Here is a 20,143-nt window from a genome sequence, read left to right as displayed (position 1 = left end):
CCGTGCGACCCGAGCCGTGGGAGGTCGTGTCCCGGCGCGTGCTCGTCGAGGATCAGTGGATCCACCTCCGCGCCGATGACTGTCTTGCGACCGACGGCCGTTCGATCTCGCCCTACTATGTGCTCGAGTACGCCGATTGGGTCTCCGTCCTCGCGCTCCACGAGAGCGGGGGAGCGATCGTGGTGGACGAGTACCGGCACGGTGCCGGCGTGGTGGCGCTGGGCACGATCGGGGGCGGAGTCGCCGTCGGGGAGGCCCCAGCCGCTGCGGCAGCTCGGGAGCTCCGTGAAGAGACCGGCTACGCCGCCGCCGAGATCGTCGACCTCGGAGCGACCTGGGCGAACTTCGGCAGCCACACGAATCGGGTGCACCACTTCCTCGCGCGCGGATGCCGAGTGGTCGGCGAACCGGAACCCGATGAGAACGAGACGATCGCCGTGCAGATCCTGCCGATGGAGACCGTGGGCGCCCAGCTGCGGCAGAGCTACCACCAACTGACGTGGTTCAAGGCCAGGGAGTACCTGAACGGCTGAGGTCCCTCAGCCGCCAGCCGCGCGACATCGAGGCGCGGGAGATCACCGCTGGCCGTCACTCGGAGGGCGGACGGATGGGTCGTTCCGCTCACACGTCCAGGCCGCGGCGCTTCAGCAGCGGCGCGATCTCGGCATCCCGCCCCCGGAAGTCCCGGTACGCGTCGAGTGGATCCTTCGACCCACCGACGCCCAGCAGCCGCTGTCGGAATCGGTCGCCGTTCTCTCGGCTGAGACCGCCGTTCTCCCGGAACCAGTCGACAGTGTCGGCGTCGAGCACCTCGCTCCAGATGTACGAGTAGTACCCGGCGCTGTATCCGCCGGAGAACACGTGCGCGAAATAGGCGGACGAATAGCGGGTGGGTACGGCGGGGTCGTCGAGACCGATGTCGGAGAGGGCGGATGCCTCGAATGCCGCCGCGTCGGTCACACTCTCGTCCGGACCGATCCGATGCCAGGCCTGGTCGAGCCACGCGGCGGCGAGGTACTCGCTCGTCGCGTGTCCCTGATCGAACGTCTCGGCGGAGCGCAGGCGCTCGACGATCGCCGCATCCAGCGGCTCTCCCGTGACGTGATGGCGGGCATAGTTGTCGAGCACCTCGGGCCAGAGGATCCACATCTCGTTCACCTGGCTGGGGAACTCCACGAAGTCGCGGAACACGTTGGTCCCGGCGAAGTGCGGGTAGGTGACCACCGCGAACAGCCCGTGCAGGGCGTGACCGAACTCGTGGAAGAGCGTGGTGACCTCGTCGAGCGTGAGCAGTGTCGGCTCGCCGTCTGCCGGCTGCGGCACGTTGAGGTTGTTCACGACGACCGGGCGCGTGCCCCGGAGTCGTGACTGACTCACGATGGGGTTCATCCATGCGCCGCCCCGCTTCGAGTCGCGCGTGTACAGGTCGAGCACGTAGAGCCCGAGCTCCGAGCCGTCGGCATCTCGCACTTCGAACACGCGTGCGCCGGGGTGATACGCCACCAGGTCGGCACGTTCCGCGAACGTCACGCCGTACAGCCGGGTGGCGGCGTAGAACACGCCGTCCTGCAGCACCCGCTCGGCCTCGAACCACGGCCGCAGTGCGGCGGTGTCGATGTCGTACCGCGCCGCGCGCACCTTCTCGGTGTAGAACGCCCAGTCGTGGGCCTCGACAGGGAAGGGCTGGGGCTCGAGTTCGTCGACGATCGCCTGGAGCGCATCGCGTTCCGTCGTTGCGTTGCGGGCCGACGGGGCGGCGAGCTCGCGCACCATCCGCTCCACGGCTTCCGGTGTGCCGGCCGTCTCGTCGGCCGTGACGTACGCCGCATGCGAGGCATAGCCGAGCAGCGCCGCTCGCTCGGCGCGAAGCCGGGCGATCTCGACGAGCACGGGACGATTGTCGTTCGCGTTGCTCCGCGAGGCTCTGCTGCGAGAGGCGTCCATGATGCGTCGACGTGAATCACGGTTCTGGAGCTGTGCCAAGTAGGGGTGCCCCGTGAAGAGGGGAAGTGAGACGAGGTAGCCGTCGAGTTCACGATCTGCCGCGGAGCGCGCTGCGGCGGACAGCTCGCCTGCGCCGAGTCCGGCGAGCTCGTCGGCGCTCTCGAACACCACGGCCAGGTCGTTGGTGTCGTTCAGCAGGTTGCGTTCGAAGGTGTTGCTGAGCGTCGACAGCTGCTGGTTGAGAAGAGTCAGCCTCGCCTTCGCTTCGTCGTCGAGCGCTGCACCGGCGTGCGTCATCTCACGGTGGAGGCGATCCACGAGGTACCGCTGCTCCGGCTCGAGGTCGAGCTCGTCGAGCTGCGAGTGGACCTGCTGCACGCGCCAATAGAGGGCGCTGTCGAGCGTCACGGCGTCGTGGTGCGCCGACATCAACGGAGCGAGCTGCTCGTCGACGGCCTGGATCTCGGGCGTCGCATCCGCCGAGCTCACCGTGTAGAACGCGTGCGATACGCGATCGAGCAGCTCGCCCGACCGCTCGAGTGCCTCGACCGTGTTCTCGAACGTCGGCATCGAGCGGACCATCGTGATGCGGGAGATCTCCCGGCGATGGTCGTCGAACGCGGCGCGGAAGGCCGGCAGATAGTGCTCCGGCCGGATGCGGGCGTAGTCGGGGAGTCCATACGGGAGTGTCGACGGCTGCAGCAGCGGGTTCGTGGCCTCGGTCATCCCCTGAGCCTAGCCATCGTGCCCCACGGCCACGGGCGGCGGGCCGCCCCAGCAGGCCCACCGTTTTGCGGGAGATCTATTGCAAAGAAAGGCTTGCAAAGAATGTGTTGCAAAGCTATCTTTGCACTATGGCCACGCAGCGAGAGACCCGCAGTCTGGATGCCGGCGCGCTCAAAGCGCTGGCGCATCCCCTCCGGGTGCGCATCTTCGACCTCCTCAGCGAGCGCGGACCGCAGACAGCGAGCACCCTTGCCGCACTCGTCGGAGAGACCTCCGGGTCGATGAGCTATCACCTCCGAGCGCTTGCCGCGCACGATCTCATCCGTGAGGTGGAAGGTCGTGGCACGGCGCGGGAACGATGGTGGGAGCGCCCGAAAGGACGGATCGACCTTCCGGGTCCCGACGACTCGATGACCCCCTCGAATCGCGCGTCGGCTCAGATCGTGACGGCGGAGTTCTTCCGGCTGCGGCATGAGACCCTCATGGCCTACCTCAATCGCTCCGACATCGGCGTTCCCGAGGAGTGGAGAGACGCCGGCGTCATCATGACGACCTACCTCGACCTCACGGCCGAGCAGATGAGTGAACTCAAGACCGAGTTGACGGCCGTCGTCGACCGGATAGTCGACCGATACCAGGGTCAGTCGGGGCCGGATGTGCGGCGCGTGACGCTCCGCACGGAGCTCTTCGACCTGCCCGCCGACGCACGAACGGAGAAATCATGACCAGCGCGGCCCTGCACCTCTCGGCTCCGACCGTCGTCGAGCGCCGCATCCTCACTTTTGCCCGGCACCTCACGGCGCTCGTCGAACACCGCATCGCGGCTCGTGCGGAGCGTCGAGAGATCGCGCTCGACCTGCTGCACCAGCGGCAGACGCACCGGCACGACTCTCGCGCCGTCGAGCACCTGCTGGCGCAGATGGGTGTGCCGGGGAGCTGAGTCACGGGTGGGGCGGCGCGTGTCGTCCGTTGAGCGCGCTCGACGACCCGCGGGTGGCGCGGGCCATTTCGGGCTGCGGGTCAGTCGTCGAACGGGCGCGCGACGATGTCGCCGGATGCCGTCTGCACGACCTCCCAGCCGGCGTCGAGCTCGGCGATCGCCCGTCCTTCGAGCCAGGTCAGCGTCCAGTGACCGGTGAGCCCCCGCGACTCCACCTCTGCGATCGCGGGACGGAGCGCCGAGGGGACGGACGCCGGTGGCTCCGAGCCGGTGGACCAGCGGGTGCCCAGCTGCATCACGGCCCCTCTACCGGTGCCAGCTCGATCGTCACGGCGAAGTCCGCCGCATCGGTGAACTCGAGTTCGGCGATCCGCCCCACGGCTCGCAGATCGTCTGCGGCGGCGCGGAGCGCGTCGAGCTTCGCAGCGGGCGCCGCGATCTCGGCACGAGACACCGGCGTCTTCTGCGAGGCCTTCGCCTCGGTCTTCGCCCGACGGATGCCGATGAGCGCCTCGCTGGCAGCGGAGAGAACCGCGGTGTCGCCCTCGATATGCAGCGGCTCCGGCCATGCGGCCGTGTGCACGGAGCCCTCCTCGAACCACGACCACACTTCTTCGGTCGCGAACGAGATGACGGGCGCCAGCAGGCGCAGCAGCGTCGACAGGGCGAGACGCAGCGCGAGCGCCGCCGAGGCCTGTCCCACATCGGCCTGGTTGTAGGCGCGCTCCTTGACGAGTTCGAGGTAGTCGTCGCAGAAGGTCCAGAAGAAGGCCTCGGTGACCTCGAGCGCCTTGGCCTGGTCGTAGTTGTCGAACGCCTTGGTCGCCTCGACCACCACGGCGTCGAGAGCCGTCAGCATCGACGCGTCGAGTGCGTGCGTCACCTGTGCGCCCTCCGGCACGGGGAAGGACAGCACGAACTTCGCCGCGTTGAGTACCTTGATGGCCAGGCGGCGCCCGATCTTCACCTGCGTGGGGTTCTGCGGGTCGAACGCCGCGTCCATGCCGAGGCGACTGGACGCGGCCCAGTAGCGCACGGCATCCGATCCGTGGGCGTCGAGGATGTCGGCCGGGGTCACCACGTTGCCCTTGGACTTCGACATCTTCTTGCGGTCGGGGTCGACGATGAACCCCGAGATCGCGGCGTTGCGCCACGGCGAGCGCGCGTCCTCGAGGGTCGAGCGCAGCATGGTCGAGAACAGCCAGGTGCGGATGATGTCCTGCCCCTGGGGGCGCAGGTCGAACGGCGCCGTGAGTGACCACAGCTCCTCGTCGCGCTGCCATCCTCCGGCGAGCTGCGGCGTCAGGGACGACGTGGCCCAGGTGTCGAGGATGTCGGCCTCGGCCTCGAACCCTCCGGGAACGCCGCGCTGGTCCTCGGAGTAGCCGGCCGGCACGTCGGTGGTCGGGTCGATCGGCAGCGCGGCGTGATCGGGCGTGAGCACCCGGTCATAGTCGCGTTCGCCGTTCTCATCGAGGCCGTACCACAGCGGGATCGGCACGCCGAAGAAGCGCTGGCGCGACACGAGCCAGTCGCCGGTGAGGCCGCCGACCCAGTTCTCGTAGCGCACGCGCATGAAGTCGGGGTGCCACGACAGCTCAGTGCCATGGGCGAGCAGCTCGTCGCGGAGTTCGGCGTCGCGAGCACCGTTGCGGATGTACCACTGACGCGTCGAGACGATCTCGAGCGGGCGGTCACCCTTCTCGAAGAACTTCACCGCGTGCGTGAACGGCTTGCCGACGGCGGTCATGTCGCCGGTCTCCTGCAGCTTCTCGACGATCGCCTTGCGCGCGGAGAACACGGTCTTGCCGGCGAGTTCGGCGGCGTACCAGTCGGCGGCCTCCGCATTCGCGACGATCGACGGGGCGGTCGGGAGGAAGCGTCCGTCGAGACCGATCGTCGTCATGTTGGGAAGGTCGCGTCCGTCGGCCGTGCGCAGCTCGCGCCACCAGATGATGTCGGTCACGTCGCCGAAGGTGCAGACCATCGCGGCGCCGGTGCCCTTGTCGGGCTGGGCGAGGTGGTGGCCGTGGATCTCGATCTCCGCGCCGAAGAACGGCGTCCGCACCTTCGTGCCGATCAGGTGCTTGTGCGGGCCCTCCGGGTGCGTCACGATCGCGATGCACGCGGGGAGCAGCTCAGGACGGGTGGTCTCGATCGTGATCGAGCCGGAGCCGTCCGCGAAGGGGAAGTCGATCGTGTGGTACGCGGCCTGCTGGTCGCGGTCCTCGAGCTCCGCCTGCGCGATCGCCGAGCGGAAGTCGATGTCCCACAGCGTGGGCGCGAGGGACTGATAGGCCTCGCCGCGCTCCAGGTTGCGGAGGAATGCGAGCTGGCTCTGACGGATCGTGTCGTCGGAGATCGTGCGGTACGTCTGGGTCCAGTCGACGCTGAGGCCGAGCTGACGGAACAGCGCCTCGAACTGCTTCTCGTCCTCGACGGTCAGGCGCTCGCACAGCTCGATGAAGTTACGGCGGCTGATGGGCACCTGGTCGGCGGCGCGGCTCGACTTGTTGTCGCCTCCCTCGAACGGGGGAGTGAAGTCGGCGTCGTAGGGGAGTGACGGGTCGCAGCGCACGCCGTAGTAGTTCTGCACGCGACGCTCGGTGGGCAGGCCGTTGTCGTCCCAGCCCATCGGGTAGAACACGGTCTTGCCGCGCATGCGCTCGTAGCGAGCCTTGACGTCGGTGTGGGTGTACGAGAACACGTGACCGATGTGCAGGCTGCCTGAGGCCGTCGGCGGGGGAGTGTCGATCGAGAAGACGCCCTCGCGGCCGGACTGCGCGGCGCGGATGCGGTCGAACAGGTACGTGCCCTGCTCCGACCACGTGTCACCCCACTTCGCTTCGAGGCCTTCGAGCACGGGCTTGTCAGGGATCTGAGACGGTGCGGACTCGGACATGGAGGTCTCCTCGAGCGATGTATGCGGCACTGTGTGAGCGTGCCTGAGTGTGGGTGTGGGTCCAGTGTACCGACCGCGGTCGCACGGGCGCCCGGCGCACACATCGACCGAGTCCAAGAATCCGCCATAGACTTGCAGTATCCCGACCCGCTCTTCCGAGGAACAGTCATGCCCGCACACCCCGCACGTCGCGTCCTTCCCCTCGTGGCGCTCAGCGCCGTGGCCGCACTCGCGCTCAGCGCCTGCTCCGCCGGCTCGTCCGGCTCCGATGGAGGAGAGCTGGTCTGGTCGATCGAGGGAGCGAACCTCGCCGCCGGCCACATGGACCCGCAAGTGAGCCAGCTCGACGTCTCGGGAATGGTGCAGCGCGCCGTGCTCGACTCCCTCGTGTTCCAGGAGGAGGACGGCTCGTTCACGCCGTGGCTCGCGAAGGAATGGACGGTGTCTCCCGACAGCACCGAATACACCTTCGTCCTGCGCGACGACGTGACGTTCACCGACGGCGAGCCCTTCGACGCCGAGGCGGTCAAAGCGAACTTCGACCGCATCGTCGATCCCGAGACCGAGTCGGCACAGGCCGCGAGCATGCTCGGAGCCGACTTCTACGACGGCACCGAGGTCGTCGACGAGCACACCGTGAAGGTGTCGTTCACCCAGCCGTACGCCCCGTTCCTGCAGGCAGCCAGCACTCCGCAGCTCGGGTTCTACTCGCCGGCGGTCCTGCAGGAGTCGGCCGGACAGCTCAAGGCGGGCGGCCCCGGGATCACCGTCGGCACCGGGCCCTACGAGCTCGCGGAGTACACCCCCGACCAGGAGATCGTGTACACCCGCAACGACGACTATGCCTGGGGTCCGCACGGCGAGAAGGCACCGGGGGTCGAGACGCTGCGCGTCGAGATCCAGCCCGAGGCGTCGGTGCGCACCGGTGTGGTGCAGAGCGGCGAGGCCGACATCGCGAGCAACATCCCGCCGAACCTCGCGGGTGACCTGGGCGGTGACGTCACGGTCGACTCCGTCGAATACCCCGGTCTCCCGTACTCGCTGTACCTGAACGAGAAGTACGGCGTGTTCGCCGACCAGAGGGTGCGCCAGGCATTCGCCTGGGGTATCGACATCGATGCCGCTGTCGAGGAGATCTTCTTCGGCCAGTTCCCGCGCGCCTGGAGTATCCTCGGCCCGACCACGCCCGGCTATGACGCGGCGCTGGAGAACAGCTCGCTCTACAATCCCGGGGCGGCGAACGCTCTGCTCGACCAAGCTGGATGGACCGAGCGCGACGCCGACGGCATCCGCATGAAGGACGGCCAGCCCCTCTCGGTGCGCTGGATCGCCTATACGCCCGTTCCCGACGACCGCGCGGCTCTCGCCAACGCGATCCAGTCCGACCTGAAGGCGATCGGCATCGACGTCGTGCGCGAGGTCCTCGAGCCCGGCGCCTACAACGAGCAGTACGGGCCCAAGACCTTCGACCTCACGGACTGGGGCTTCTCGGGCGTCGACCCCGATCTGCTGCGCAACCATCTGCACACCGACGGCTTCCAGAACGCCTCCCAGGTGTCGGACCCCGAGGTCGACTCCCTGCTCGAGCAGGCCGTCGCGACGAGCGATCAGGGCCAGCGCGACACGCTGTACATGCAGTTGCAGAACTGGAACGCGAACCACCAGGCGATCGTGCCGCTGTACGTCCCCTCCGCGATCACCGCAGTCGGCGACCGGGTCAGCGGCCTGGAGTACGACCTGTACGGGCGGCCCCTGTTCTACGATGTGAGCGTCGACTGAGCTGGGTCGGTCGCTGAGCGAGCGGAGCACGACGAACGTGAAGGCTGCGCTGTTCCGGATCGCGGGACTCGCGGCATCCATCGTGGTGGTGCTGTGGGGAGCGGCGACTCTCGCGTTCCTCGCGTTCAGAGTGGTCCCGGGCGACCCTGTGTCGGTGATGCTCGGGCCGCAGGCCCAGGTGAGCGAGGCGGTGAAGGACGGCATCCGGGCGGAGCTCGGGCTCGACCGTCCGCCCCTCGAGCAGTACGTCGCCTTCATCGGCCAGCTCGCGAGGGGAGACCTGGGGGAGTCGTACCAGCTCCGGATGCCGGTGACCGAGGTGATCGGCCGGCAGCTCGGCGCCACGCTGCAGCTGTCGGCACTGGCTCTGCTGATCGCCGTGCTGCTCGCGCTCGCCGTCGCCGTGCTGGTGCGCGGCCGGGTGGCACGGTCCATCGCCGCCGGCATCGAACTCGTCATCCTGTCGTCGCCGGTGTTCTGGATCGGCTTGGTCCTGCTCAGCGTCTTCGCGTTCGGTCTCGGGTGGTTCCCCGTGTCGGGTGCTCGCAACCCCGCGACGATCGTGCTCCCGGCGATCACGCTCGCACTGCCGGTCGCGGCGCTGCTCAGTCAGGTGCTGCGTGACGGACTCGCGCAGGCGGAGCGGATGCCGTTCGCCGAGACCGTCCGTGCGCGCGGGGCAGGCCCCGGATGGTTCACGCTGCGGCACGGACTCCGCCACGGGGCGGCCGGGTCGATCACGCTCGCCGCGTACCTCACGGGCTCGGTCCTCGGAGGTGCGGTGCTCGTCGAGACCGTCTTCGCGCGCTCCGGCCTCGGTCGGGTCACTCTCGCAGCGATCAGCAATCGCGATCTGCCCGTGATCACCGGCATCATCCTGTTCAGCGCCGTCGTGTTCGTCGTCGTCAACCTCATCGTCGAGCTGCTGCACCCGCTCCTCGACCCGCGGTTGCGGACGCAGCGGCTGCGCGCGACCCGTCGCCCCGCGACGGCGGTTCTCCGGTGAGGGGTGCTCAGACCGCGCTGCTCTGGTGCGCGGTCGCCGTCCTCGTGGCGCTGGCCTTCGCCGCGCTGTTCCCCGGGCTGCTGTCGACCCATGATCCGCTGCAGACCGACGTGAGAGCGGCGCTGCAGGCGCCGAGCGCCGCGCACCTCTTCGGCACCGACCAGAGCGGCCGCGACGTCTATTCGCGGGTCGTCTTCGGCGCGGGGCGCTCCATCGGGATCGGAGTGCTCGCCACCGGCATCGCGCTCGCTGCGGGGCTGATCCTCGGAGCGCTCGCCGGGGTGGCGCCTCGTGCCGTCGACACGGGATTGATGCGGGTGAACGACGTGCTCATGGCCTTCCCCGAGTTCCTCGTCGCGCTCGTCGTCATCGCGGTCCTCGGACCGGGTGCGGTCAACATCGCCATCGCTGTGACGCTCGCCGCGGTGCCCGTGTACATCCGTCTCGCCCGGGTGCAGACCCGCGTGCTGCGCGGTGCGGAACACGTCGAGGCCGCCCGCATCCTCGGTGTCGGTCCGGTGCGAGCGTTCGTGCGTCACGTCGCACCGGGTGTCCTGGGATCGCTGAGCGTGCTCGCGACGATCGGCATCGGATCGAGCATCCTCGCCGCGGCGGGGCTGAGCTTCCTCGGGCTCGGACCGTCGGAGCCCACACCCGAGTGGGGGCTGATGCTCGCCGGCGGCCGGAACGTGCTCGGCCAGGCGTGGTGGATCGCCGTGTTCCCCGGCATCGCCATCACGGTGACGGTGATCGCCGCGACGATCGTGGGTCGCACCCTCTGGGCGCGTGCCGAGGGGCGGGCATCGTGAGTGCGGCCCTGGAGGTGCACGGACTCCGCATCGGCTTCGGGGCGGACGTCGTCGTCGACGGTGTCTCGCTGCGCGTCGAGCCAGGGGAGTGCGTCGCCGTCGTCGGAGAGTCGGGAGCAGGCAAATCCCTGACGGCTCGGGCTCTGCTCGGGCTCGCCCCCGCGGACGCCCTGGTGCGCGTGGAGAGGTTGATGATCGACGGGATCGACGCTCGCCAGCTCAGCGAGCGCCGCTGGCGCGGGGTGAGAGGCAGACGAATCGCCCTGGTGTCGCAGGATGCGCTCGTGTCGCTCGATCCGCTGCAACGGATCGGGGACGCCGTCGCCGAGCCGCTTCACCTGCACGGTCTCGCGGACAGTCGACGCACGGTGCCGGAGCGAGTGCGGGACCTCCTCCGGCGGGTGTGGATGCCCGACATCGAACGCCGAGTGCGGCAGTATCCGCACGAGCTCTCGGGCGGGCTGCGGCAACGGGCCCTGATCGCCTCGGCTCTGGCGGCCGACCCGGCTGTGCTCATCGCCGACGAACCGACCACGGCGCTCGATGCCACCGTGCAGGCGCGGATCCTCCGACTGCTGCGCGACATCGCCGATGCCGGCACGGCCGTCGTCTTCATCAGCCACGACTTCGCCGCGGTGCGCCGCGTGGCCGATCGGGTGCTGGTCATGCGCAGAGGCGAGGTCGTGGAGTCCGGCCCGGTGGCCGGGGTGATGGAGAACCCGCAGCACGAGTACACGCGCCAGCTCATCGCCGCGACCATCCACGAACCGAGGGAGGGTGTCGCGGACCCGGCCGCCCCCGTGCTCGTCGCGGCCGGTGTCTCGAAGTCCTTCGGCGGCGTACCGGCGGTCGACCGGGCGACGTTCTCGGTGGCCGACGGGCGCACGCTCGGCGTGGTCGGCGAGTCGGGATCGGGGAAGACCACCCTGGCCCGCATGATCGTCGGGGTCGAGCGACCGGACGACGGCACGCTGAAGTGGTCAGGGTCGCCGCGGGTGCAGCTCGTGCACCAGAACCCGCTCGGAGCGTTCGATCCCCGATGGACCATCGGCCGCTCGCTGCGGGAGGCGCTGGCCGCCGGAGGGATCGCGCGTTCCGAGCGCGCCCGCCGCGTCGACGAACTGCTGCGCGAGGTCGATCTCGACGCGGGCCTCGCGCGCCGGCGACCGCACGCCCTCTCCGGAGGGCAGCGCCAGCGCGCAGCCATCGCCCGTGCGCTCGCCGCCGACCCGCAGGTGCTCGTGCTCGACGAACCCGTCTCCGCGCTCGACCCCTCGGTGCGGGAGCGGGTCCTGCGGCTTCTGCTCCGGCTGCAGCGCGAGCGTGAACTGACGATGGTCTTCGTGTCGCATGACCTCGATGTGGTGGGAGCCGTGGCGGACGACGTCATCGTCATGCAGGACGGGGTCATCGTCGAGCAGGGGGCGGCGGCGTCGGTGTTCGCCGCACCGCAGCATCCGTTCACCAAAGAGCTGCTGGAGGCAGGTGGGCCGTTCAGTCGATGACGCGGATGCCGATGCTCGCCGCGAGGACCGGGGCGAGCTGCTGCACCTGGAACGACGAGAGCGTCGTACCCCGCAGACTGTTCGCGTCGAGGAACGCGCCCGCATCGAGACCGCGAAGGTCGACGTGCGCCGCGCGGAGCCCACGAGGATCGACTTCGTCGGTGCGACTGTCCGAGAACCGGACGCGGGTCAGCTCGGCCTGCGGCATGTCGAGGGTATGGATGCCGCAGTCGGCGATCTCGACATCCGTGGCCTTCGCCCCGCCGAGGTTCAGGTAGTCGATCCGCACGCCCCGCAGCTCGAGCTCGTCGATGCGTGCGCCGCTGAGGTCGAGAGTGCCGAGACGACCGCCCTCGATGCGGACTCGGCGGAGGTTCGCGTCCCGCAGCCGGAGCGAGGCCATCCTGGCGTCGGCGATCGCGACGTCGATCAGGGTCGCTCCGGTGAGGTCGACGCTGTCGGCATCCGCGCTGATGGCGCACTGCTCGAGCGACGAGTGTGCGAGGTCGACGGTGCCGCGGAGGTCGAGCTGCGCCTCGAGGAGATCGACGGCCCGCCCGGGTTCTGCGGGTGCGAGATGCGGCGGCAGGTCGGGAGGGGAGACCCGAGGGGCCACGAGGGTGTCGAATGAGCGAGCCATGGGTCGAGCGTAGGCCGGGGGCCGACCTTGACCTGTCGCAGATGTGCATGCGCGTCACATTGATGGGGCTGATTCCTGCGACGCGGGTGCGAAAGTGCGACGCGCCACCCCTCCTGCACATCCTCCCGTCGACGACCCTGTTCTTCGCTGTCCTGGACAGCGGGGAAAGAGTGCTCTGGAACTGAGGCAGGATCACGGGATGCAGGAGCGAAGAAGAGCCCGTCTGCTCGTCGCGATGTCCGAGTTCGGCGGGGTCGCACGGACCGAGCGCCTCCGCGATCGTGGAATCAGCAGACGGGGTATCGAGACAGCCGTGGATGCGGGGATGCTCATGCGGCTGCGACCGCGGTGGGTCGCGGTTCCCGGCGCGGATCGGATGCTGGTGGAGGCCGCCCGACGCGGTGTGGTGTTGACCTGCGTGACCCAGGCGCGCCGTCTCGGGCTCTGGGTGCACGACGAGCGGAACGTTCCGCACGTCGGTCTGACTCCCGGATCGCGCGGAGGGCAGGACGCGCATCTGCGGGTTCACTGGTCGCGGCCGGTCGTGGCTCGGCATCCGGACCTCCTCGAGGACCCGATCGAGAACGTGCTGGCGATCGTCGCCGCCTGCGAGCCCTATGAACAGGCGCTCGCCACCTGGGACTCGGCGTTGAACCGGGGACTCGTGACGAAGGAAGCCCTCGCGCGGCTCCGTCTCAAGCCCGCTGCGCGCAGGCTGCTCGCGGATGCTTGGCCATTCGCCGATGCCGGGCTGGAGACGTATCTGCGGCCGCGGCTGCGGTTCCTCCGAGTGCCCCTGCACTTCCAGACCTGGATCGCCGGCCATCGCGTCGACGCTCTGGTCGGAGAACGGCTCATCATTCAGATCGACGGATCTACGCACGTCGGGGCTCAGCGCACGGCGGATATCCGTCATGACGCCGAGCTGTTGCTCATGGGGTACCACGTGATCCGGGTCGGCTACCACCAGGTCATGCACGACTGGCCGGCGGTGCAGGATGCGATCATGCGTGCGGTCGCCCAAGGACTTCACAAGCGACGCTGACGTCGCAAAGTCGCACCCGCGTCGCACGGACGTCGTAAATTCGTGCGACGGGAGTGTGAATCTGCGACGGGAGCGCGCACGCGCGACCGGGAGTGCGGATGCCGGAGGCGCCGGGTCCCGCGTACAATGGAGTCACGAGCACTGATCCGGCCATCACCGGGGAGCTCTCGGAAGAACGGTCCCAGGACCCAGTAGAACCGAGCGGGGCAGGCCCGTCACAGCCGCAGTGAGAGTGGTCCCGCCGTGAGGCGCGGCACGCGAGGTGGTACCGCGGTCCATCCGGAGAGAGAATCCGGAGGGTCGTCCTCGCAGCAGCATCCGCCACGACTCCTGCGAGACGACATGACCTACCCGCGTTCCTCCTTCGGCCCCGCCGCCGACCAGGCTGCCTCCGTCGCCCCGAGCCCGCGCTTCCCCGAGATCGAGCAGGACGTGCTCGACTTCTGGAAGCAGGACGACACGTTCCGCGCCTCGATCGAACAGCGCGAGGGCGCGGACGAATGGGTGTTCTACGACGGCCCGCCGTTCGCCAACGGCCTGCCCCACTACGGGCACCTGCTGACCGGCTACGCGAAGGACGTGTTCCCTCGGTTCCAGACCATGATCGGCAAGAAGGTCGACCGCGTCTTCGGCTGGGACACCCATGGCCTGCCTGCCGAGCTCGAAGCCATGAAGCAGCTCGGCATCACCGAGAAGAGCGAGATCGAGGCCATGGGCATCGACGTCTTCAACGAGAAGGCGCGCTCCTCGGTGCTGAAGTACACGCACGAGTGGCAGGACTACGTCACCCGCCAGGCGCGCTGGGTCGACTTCGAGCGGGGGTACAAGACGCTCGACCTCGGCTACATGGAGAGCGTGCTCTGGGCGTTCAAGACGCTCTACGACAAGGGCCTCGCCTACGAGGGCTATCGCGTGCTGCCGTACTGCTGGCGCGACGAGACCCCGCTGTCGGCACATGAGCTCCGCATGGACGACGACGTCTACCAGAACCGTCAGGATCCGTCGGTGACGGTCACGTTCCCGCTCACGGGCGCGAAGGCCGAGGCGCTGGGCCTGACCGCCGTGCGCGCCCTCGCCTGGACGACCACGCCCTGGACCCTCCCGACGAACCTCGCGCTCGCCGTGGGGCCGGACATCGAGTACGTCGTCGTCCCCGCGGGCCCGGGCGGCGCCGCCGACGTGCACGCCACCGCCGGCACCACGGATGCCGCGGTCGAGGCCTCCGCGCACCGGTACCTCCTCGCGCGCGAGCTGCTCTCCGGCTATGCGAAGGACCTCGGCTACGAGAGCGCGGACGACGCGCTCGCCGCGGTCGACCAGACCGTCCGGGGCTCAGAGCTGCAGGATGTCACCTACGACCGCCTGTTCGACTACTACGCGGATGCCGAGACCTACGGCACTGAGAACGCGTGGCGCATCCTCGTCGACGACTACGTCACGGTCAGCGACGGTACCGGCATCGTCCACCAGGCGCCCGCCTACGGTGAGGACGACCAGCGGGTCGCCGGTGCCGCCGGCATCCCGACTATCCTGTCGCTCGACGACGGCGGACGGTTCCTGCCGAACGTCGCAGACGTCGCGGGGCAGCTCTGGATGGACGCCAACACGCCGCTCATCCGGCTTCTGCGCGGCGAGGGCCGGCTGCTGCGCGAGCAGAGCTACGTGCACTCGTACCCGCACTGCTGGCGCTGCCGGAACCCCCTGATCTACAAGGCGGTGTCGAGCTGGTTCATCCGCGTCACCGACATCAAGGACGACCTGCTCGCGAACAACGAGCAGATCACCTGGGTGCCGGAGAACGTGAAGTACGGCCAGTTCGGCAAGTGGCTCGAGGGTGCCCGCGACTGGTCGATCAGCCGCAACCGCTACTGGGGGTCACCGATCCCCGTGTGGAAGAGCGACGACCCCGAGTACCCGCGCGTCGACACCTACGGGTCGCTCGAAGAACTCGAGCGCGACTTCGGCACGCTGCCGCGCAACCCGGAGGGCGAGGTCGATCTGCACCGGCCGTACATCGACGACCTCACCCGGCCGAACCCCGACGACCCCACCGGGAAGAGCACGATGCGCCGGATCGAGGACGTCTTCGACGTGTGGTTCGATTCGGGGTCGATGCCCTACGCCCAGGTGCACTACCCGTTCGAGAACCAGGGGTGGTTCGACTCGCACGCCCCGGCCGATTTCATCGTCGAGTACATCGGCCAGACCCGCGGCTGGTTCTACGTCATGCACGTGCTGTCGACCGCGCTGTTCGACCGTCCGGCGTTCACCGGTGTGAGCTGCCACGGCATCGTGCTCGGCAGCGACGGCTACAAGATGTCGAAGTCGCTGCGCAACTACCCCGACGTGTCCGAGGTGCTCGACCGCGATGGATCCGATGCGATGCGCTGGTTCCTCATGTCGAGCTCGGTGCTGCGCGGTGGCAACCTCGCGGTCACCGAAGAGGGGATCCGCGCCGGGGTGCGCGAGTTCCTGCTGCCGCTGTGGAATTCCTGGTACTTCTTCGCCACGTACGCCAATGCGGCAAAGGACGGCGGGTACGAGGCGTCCTGGAGGACCGACTCGACCGATGTGCTCGACCGGTACATCCTCGCCCGGCTCGGCGACCTCGTCCGTGACGTGCGCGCCGACCTCGAAGGACTGGACTCGACCACGGCGTCCGCTCGTCTGCGCGACTTCGCCGAGGTGCTCACCAACTGGTACATCCGTCGCTCGCGCGACCGGTTCTGGGAAGGTTCGTCCACCGACGCGTTCGACACGCTCTACACCGTCCTCGAGACCCTGTGCCGCGTCGCGGCTCCGCTCGTGCCGCTCGTGAGCGAGCGCGTCTGGCAGGGACTCACCGGCGGACGCAGTGTGCATCTGCAGGACTGGCCGGACGCCGAGGCGTTCCCGGCCGCCGACGACATCCGTGACGCCATGGATGCCGTGCGCGAGCTCTCGAGCGTCGGCAACGCCCTGCGCAAGCGCGAGAAGCTGCGCGTCCGCCTGCCGCTCGCGCGCCTCACGGTCGTGTCGCCCCTCGCCGACACGCTCGGCCAGTTCGAGGACATCCTGCGCGAGGAGCTCAACGTCAAGTCGGTCGAGCTCGTGCCGCAATCCGACGCCACAGCTGCGGACTACGGCATCAGCCATCGGCTGAGCGTCAACGCCCGAGCGGCGGGGCCGCGTCTCGGCAAGAACGTGCAGACGGTTATCAAGGCTGCCAAGGCCGGCGACTGGTCGGAGGTCGATGGAGTGGTGACGGCAGGCGGTGTCGCGCTGGAGCCCTTGGAGTACGAGCTCGTGCTGGAAACCTCGGGCCGCCCCGAGGGCGAAGCTCTCGCACTCGTCCCGAGCGGAGGCTTCGTGCTGCTCGACACGCAGACCACCCCCGAGCTCGAGGCCGAGGGCCTCGCCCGCGACGCGATCCGCGTCGTGCAGGAGGCACGCAAGAACGCGGGCCTCGACGTCAGCGATCGCATCGTGCTCGCCCTCAACGCCACGCCCGAGGACGCGATCGCTCTCAACGCGCACTCCGAACTCATCTCCCGCGAGACCCTGGCCATCGCCTTCGCCGCGCAGCCGACCGACGGCCTGGACGCCGTGGTCGACGGGGTGGAGAGCCCGGGCGACGGCGTCTTCCGCACGGGCGCTCGGGCGCTCGGTGCCTCGAAGGGACCGATCATCGTCACGATCGACGCCACGTCGGTGGAGCGCGAGGGGGTGGACGCATGAGCGCGCGCGACAGAGCGGATGCCGTCTACGAGACCCTGCTGAGCCGTGCGGGGGAGCGCTGGGTGCAGCCGCGAAAGGAGCGCACGGCTCGTGTGCTCGAGCTGCTCGACGATCCGCAGCGCACCTACCGGGTCGTGCACATCACGGGCACCAACGGCAAGACGTCGACGGCCCGGATGATCGAGAGCCTGCTGCGTGCCCATGGGCTGCGCACGGGTCTCTTCACGAGCCCCCATCTGGAGCGGTTCACCGAGCGGATCATGATCGACGGCGAGCCCATCGCCGACGAGGCGGTCGCCGATGCCTGGGACGAGATCGAGCCGTTCGTCGGCATCGTCGACGGCGAGCTGGAGGCCGCGGGCGAGGAGCCGCTGACGTTCTTCGAGCTGCTGACCGTGCTCGCCTTCGTCGCTGTCGCCGATGCGCCGGTCGACGTGCTCGTGCTCGAAGTCGGCATGGGCGGCGAGTGGGACTCCACCAACACGGCGGACGGCGACGTCGCGGTCTTCGCGCCGATCGACATCGACCACGCCGATCGGCTGGGGGACACGGTCGCCGAGATCGCGCAGGTCAAGGCGGGGATCATCAAGGAGGGCGCGTCCGTCGTCTCCGCGCAGCAGTCCGAGGCTGCCGCGGAGGTGCTGCGACGTGTCGCGGGCGAGCGCAACGCCACGATCGCCTTCGAGGGCGACGACTTCGGCCTCGTCGAGCAGAAGCTCGCCGTCGGCGGGCAGCTCATCACGATCCGCGGACTCGCGGGCAACTACGTCGAGGAGTATCTGCCGCAGTACGGTGCGCACCAGGGCCACAACGCGGCCCTCGCCCTGGCCGCCGTCGAGTCGCTGATCGGGGGAGCGCAGCAGCGCATCGCCGACGACATCGTCTCGGAGGGACTCCAGGGAGCGACGTCGCCCGGGCGCCTCCAGCTGCTCGGCATCGCCCCCACGGTGATCGTCGACGCTGCGCACAATCCGCACGGCGCGGCTGCGCTCGCACAGGCCATGGACGACAGCTTCGACTTCGACGAGTGGGGCGTCGTGCTCGGCATCCTCGCCGATAAGGACGCGGCGGGCATCGTCGCGCGTCTCGCTCCGGTCGCCGCGCACGTCTTCGCGACCGCGCCGGAGTCCGATCGGGCGAGCGACGCCGACAGCATCGCCGACCTCGTCGAGGCGACGGGACACCGTGCGACCGTGCACCAGACGCTCGCCGACGCCGCCGATGCCGCACGCGAGTGGGCCGCGTCGTCCGACCGCCGCGCCGTCGTCGTCGCGGGCTCCGTCGTGCTCGCCGGCGAGGCGATCGCCCTCGCCGAGGAGGAGGACTGGAAGTCGGGGTGGCGCGCGTGAGCGCGGACTCCGCCCCGGCGCGACGGTCACGACCGCAGCGCACCCTCGTGCAGAAGCTCGCCTCGATCGTGCTCGGCTTCGAGTCGATCGTCGTCTTCCTCGCCGGACTCACGGTCTTCGGGCTCAAGACGCTGCCTGCCGGCATCCCGCAGTGGTGGGGGATCGTCGCCGGAGGGGTGCTCGGTCTCGCCTGCATCGCCGTGGCCGGCATGATCACCAAGCCGTGGGCCATCATCGCAGGGTGGGTCATCCAGGCGCTCATCGCGCTGTCGGCGATCCTCGTGCCGGCCATCCTGCTCGTGGTGCTGATTTTCGGCGGCATGTGGGCGTATGCGACGATCATGGGGGCCCGTCTGGACGCACGACGCCCCGGCGGATCCGCCACCGAGACTCAGACAGAGAGTGAATGACATGGCCACCGAAGAAACCCTCGTCCTCGTCAAGCCCGACGGCGTCGCCCGCGGCCTCACCGGCGCGATCCTGGCGCGCATCGAATCGAAGGGCTACGCCCTCGTCGACATCCGCCTCGTCGAGCCCGACCGCGATCTGCTCGCCGCCCACTACGCCGAGCACGAGGGCAAGCCGTTCTACGAGCCGCTGCTCGAGTTCATGCTCTCCGGCCCGTCGGTCGCGATCCGTCTCGCCGGCAACCGGGTGATCGAGGGCTTCCGCTCGCTCGCCGGCACCACCGACCCCACCACCGCCGCCCCCGGCACGATCCGCGGCGACTTCGGCCGCGACTGGGGCCTCAAGGTGCAGCAGAACCTCGTGCACGGCTCCGACAGCCCCGAGTCGGCTGCCCGCGAGCTCGGCCTCTGGTTCGACTGACGCACGTCACGACGAAGCCCGCTGCACCCCCGGGTGCAGCGGGCTTCGTCGTGACGTCGAGGGTCAGAAGATGATGCGAGCCATCTCGCCGAGGAAGTCGAGCCCCTGCAGCTGCGCGAGCATGATGATGACCGCGTAGGCGAGGATCGACGCGAGCGGCACCCACACCATGAGCTTGTCGGCGCGGGCCCTGACCATCTCGTTGCTCGTGAACGTGCCGTTGCGGGTCAGGTGCAGCATGGTGGCGAAGAAGGTCGGGATCGTGACGGCCCAGGTGATCATGCACCACGGGCACAGGACGAAGAGGTCGTAGAGGCTCTGCCAGATGAGCCAGCAGACGAGACCGAAGGCGAAGGTGACCCCGGCGCCGAACGCGGCCCAGAACCACCGCGGGAACCGTGCGCCGGCGAGGATCGCCACTCCGAGGATCAGCGGCGCCATCCAGCCCATGAGACCCATGATCGGGTTCGGGAAACCGAACACCTCGCCCTGCCACGACTCGAGATTCTTGCTGCACTGGATGAACGGGCTGATGTCGCACGCCAGGGCGTCCTGGGGGTTCTCGAGGAGCATGAACTTCTCCACGGTCAGCGCGAAGGCCGCGGTCAGCCCGACGATGCTCGCGATGATCAGCCAGACGGCGTAGACGGTGGGGCGGGTGCGCTGCTCGCTCATATGTGGATTATCACAGCGATCGCTATGGATCCGGCGAGACGCCGCCGGAGAATATCTGCCCCGCCGCGACCGGGGGATCGTCGGATGCCGCGTTCGCGCCCACTTGGTGCGATAATGGCCTGTGATGCACCGCTCGACCCGGTCGCAGCACGCATCGACGAAGACTTCGGGGCCGTATGCCCCTCGCGATCAGAGCCCAGAGCCGGTCGCACGCCGAATGAGTTCGCGACACCCCGGTGCCGCATGAGAATTCGCGGAGCACCCGGTGCCCCGCGCGA

17 protein-coding genes are annotated in these 20,143 nt (G+C 69.0%); 12 read left to right on the top strand and 5 right to left on the bottom strand.

Annotated elements, in window-relative coordinates; genetic code table 11:
* Window positions 1-2: 2 nt before the first annotated feature.
* A complete protein-coding gene (locus tag FSY98_RS01470) occupies window positions 3-533 on the top strand; it encodes an NUDIX domain-containing protein (protein WP_186307517.1) in 531 nt (176 codons plus the stop codon).
* Window positions 534-621: 88 nt separating this feature from the next.
* On the opposite strand, the gene FSY98_RS01465 is transcribed toward FSY98_RS01470, so the two are convergent.
* The gene (locus tag FSY98_RS01465) at window positions 622-2,670 is read right to left on the bottom strand and encodes a M3 family metallopeptidase (RefSeq protein ID WP_144873165.1); all 2,049 of its coding nucleotides are present in this window, start codon (window positions 2,668-2,670) and stop codon (window positions 622-624) included.
* A gap of 128 nt (window positions 2,671-2,798) precedes the next feature.
* On the opposite strand from FSY98_RS01465, the gene FSY98_RS01460 reads away from it, so the two are divergent.
* Together FSY98_RS01460 and FSY98_RS01455 are read left to right on the top strand one after the other, a co-directional pair.
* A complete protein-coding gene (locus FSY98_RS01460; protein WP_144873163.1) occupies window positions 2,799-3,395 on the top strand; it encodes a helix-turn-helix domain-containing protein in 597 nt (198 codons plus the stop codon).
* Entirely contained in the window at window positions 3,392-3,610 is a 219-nt protein-coding gene (locus FSY98_RS01455) for a hypothetical protein (protein WP_144873161.1), read from the top strand. Before FSY98_RS01460 ends, FSY98_RS01455 begins: the two co-directional genes overlap by 4 nt.
* Before the next feature lie 80 nt (window positions 3,611-3,690).
* Here FSY98_RS01455 and FSY98_RS01450 read toward each other — a convergent pair whose 3' ends face one another.
* Window positions 3,691-3,906 (bottom strand): hypothetical protein, encoded by a 216-nt coding sequence (locus FSY98_RS01450; protein ID WP_144873159.1) that lies wholly within the window; start codon window positions 3,904-3,906, stop codon window positions 3,691-3,693.
* Window positions 3,906-6,512: a valine--tRNA ligase gene (gene valS / locus FSY98_RS01445; RefSeq protein ID WP_144873156.1), complete on the bottom strand. Its 2,607-nt coding sequence runs from the start codon at window positions 6,510-6,512 to the stop codon at window positions 3,906-3,908. Before valS ends, FSY98_RS01450 begins: the two co-directional genes overlap by 1 nt.
* A gap of 168 nt (window positions 6,513-6,680) precedes the next feature.
* Here valS and FSY98_RS01440 point away from each other — a divergent pair, with 168 nt between their 5' ends.
* From FSY98_RS01440 to FSY98_RS01425, 4 genes are read left to right on the top strand one after another with little or no spacing between them, the layout of a single operon-like run.
* Window positions 6,681-8,291: an ABC transporter substrate-binding protein gene (locus tag FSY98_RS01440; RefSeq protein ID WP_144873153.1), complete on the top strand. Its 1,611-nt coding sequence runs from the start codon at window positions 6,681-6,683 to the stop codon at window positions 8,289-8,291.
* Window positions 8,292-8,328: 37 nt separating this feature from the next.
* On the top strand, window positions 8,329-9,297 hold the full coding sequence (locus FSY98_RS01435; RefSeq protein ID WP_260857207.1) for an ABC transporter permease: 969 nt from the start codon (window positions 8,329-8,331) through the stop codon (window positions 9,295-9,297).
* Complete coding sequence (locus tag FSY98_RS01430; protein ID WP_144873147.1) at window positions 9,294-10,106, top strand: ABC transporter permease; 813 nt, start codon at window positions 9,294-9,296, stop codon at window positions 10,104-10,106. Before FSY98_RS01435 ends, FSY98_RS01430 begins: the two co-directional genes overlap by 4 nt.
* Window positions 10,103-11,611 carry an ABC transporter ATP-binding protein gene (locus FSY98_RS01425; protein ID WP_144873143.1) on the top strand — a complete coding sequence of 503 codons (1,509 nt, stop codon included), beginning with the start codon at window positions 10,103-10,105 and terminating at the stop codon, window positions 11,609-11,611. Before FSY98_RS01430 ends, FSY98_RS01425 begins: the two co-directional genes overlap by 4 nt.
* Here FSY98_RS01425 and FSY98_RS01420 read toward each other — a convergent pair.
* Window positions 11,601-12,251, bottom strand: a complete 651-nt coding sequence (locus FSY98_RS01420; protein ID WP_144873140.1) for a pentapeptide repeat-containing protein — start codon at window positions 12,249-12,251, stop codon at window positions 11,601-11,603. The two genes, FSY98_RS01425 and FSY98_RS01420, sit on opposite strands and share 11 nt — an antisense overlap.
* Before the next feature lie 199 nt (window positions 12,252-12,450).
* Between FSY98_RS01420 and FSY98_RS01415 the strand changes: the two genes are divergently transcribed.
* The 5 genes from FSY98_RS01415 (at window position 12,451) to ndk (ending at window position 19,190) form a co-directional block, all read left to right on the top strand.
* Window positions 12,451-13,296 carry an endonuclease domain-containing protein gene (locus FSY98_RS01415; RefSeq protein WP_144873137.1) on the top strand — a complete coding sequence of 282 codons (846 nt, stop codon included), beginning with the start codon at window positions 12,451-12,453 and terminating at the stop codon, window positions 13,294-13,296.
* 342 nt (window positions 13,297-13,638) lie between these two features.
* A complete protein-coding gene (ileS, locus tag FSY98_RS01410; protein WP_144873134.1) occupies window positions 13,639-17,013 on the top strand; it encodes an isoleucine--tRNA ligase in 3,375 nt (1,124 codons plus the stop codon).
* Window positions 17,010-18,362: a folylpolyglutamate synthase/dihydrofolate synthase family protein gene (locus FSY98_RS01405; protein ID WP_144873131.1), complete on the top strand. Its 1,353-nt coding sequence runs from the start codon at window positions 17,010-17,012 to the stop codon at window positions 18,360-18,362. The genes ileS and FSY98_RS01405 overlap by 4 nt, the downstream gene beginning before the upstream one ends.
* Window positions 18,359-18,772 carry a DUF4233 domain-containing protein gene (locus FSY98_RS01400; protein WP_260857205.1) on the top strand — a complete coding sequence of 138 codons (414 nt, stop codon included), beginning with the start codon at window positions 18,359-18,361 and terminating at the stop codon, window positions 18,770-18,772. The genes FSY98_RS01405 and FSY98_RS01400 overlap by 4 nt, the downstream gene beginning before the upstream one ends.
* A gap of 1 nt (window position 18,773) precedes the next feature.
* Complete coding sequence (ndk, locus tag FSY98_RS01395; RefSeq protein WP_144873125.1) at window positions 18,774-19,190, top strand: nucleoside-diphosphate kinase; 417 nt, start codon at window positions 18,774-18,776, stop codon at window positions 19,188-19,190.
* Between the two features lie 63 nt (window positions 19,191-19,253).
* Here the strand turns inward: ndk and FSY98_RS01390 are convergent, their stop codons facing one another.
* Entirely contained in the window at window positions 19,254-19,865 is a 612-nt protein-coding gene (locus FSY98_RS01390; protein ID WP_144873122.1) for a vitamin K epoxide reductase family protein, read from the bottom strand.
* Window positions 19,866-20,143 lie beyond the last annotated feature (278 nt).

The organism is Microbacterium sp. 1.5R, from assembly GCF_007667425.1.
Lineage (GTDB): Bacteria > Actinomycetota > Actinomycetes > Actinomycetales > Microbacteriaceae > Microbacterium.
The sequence above is the reverse complement of the archived record's forward strand: the minus strand, read 5'-3'. Positions and strand labels throughout refer to the sequence as shown.

Bases quoted from the DNA above. Each gene is read 5' to 3' on its own strand.
- FSY98_RS01465 (WP_144873165.1), bottom strand. From the start codon at position 2,670: ATGACCGAGGCCACGAACCCGCTGCTGCAGCCGTCGACACTCCCGTAT.
- FSY98_RS01460 (WP_144873163.1), top strand. From the start codon at position 2,799: ATGGCCACGCAGCGAGAGACCCGCAGTCTGGATGCCGGCGCGCTCAAA.
- FSY98_RS01455 (WP_144873161.1), top strand. From the start codon at position 3,392: ATGACCAGCGCGGCCCTGCACCTCTCGGCTCCGACCGTCGTCGAGCGC.
- FSY98_RS01450 (WP_144873159.1), bottom strand. From the start codon at position 3,906: ATGCAGCTGGGCACCCGCTGGTCCACCGGCTCGGAGCCACCGGCGTCC.
- valS (WP_144873156.1), bottom strand. From the start codon at position 6,512: ATGTCCGAGTCCGCACCGTCTCAGATCCCTGACAAGCCCGTGCTCGAA.
- FSY98_RS01440 (WP_144873153.1), top strand. From the start codon at position 6,681: ATGCCCGCACACCCCGCACGTCGCGTCCTTCCCCTCGTGGCGCTCAGC.
- FSY98_RS01420 (WP_144873140.1), bottom strand. From the start codon at position 12,251: ATGGCTCGCTCATTCGACACCCTCGTGGCCCCTCGGGTCTCCCCTCCC.
- FSY98_RS01415 (WP_144873137.1), top strand. From the start codon at position 12,451: ATGCAGGAGCGAAGAAGAGCCCGTCTGCTCGTCGCGATGTCCGAGTTC.
- ileS (WP_144873134.1), top strand. From the start codon at position 13,639: ATGACCTACCCGCGTTCCTCCTTCGGCCCCGCCGCCGACCAGGCTGCC.
- FSY98_RS01405 (WP_144873131.1), top strand. From the start codon at position 17,010: ATGAGCGCGCGCGACAGAGCGGATGCCGTCTACGAGACCCTGCTGAGC.
- ndk (WP_144873125.1), top strand. From the start codon at position 18,774: ATGGCCACCGAAGAAACCCTCGTCCTCGTCAAGCCCGACGGCGTCGCC.
- FSY98_RS01390 (WP_144873122.1), bottom strand. From the start codon at position 19,865: ATGAGCGAGCAGCGCACCCGCCCCACCGTCTACGCCGTCTGGCTGATC.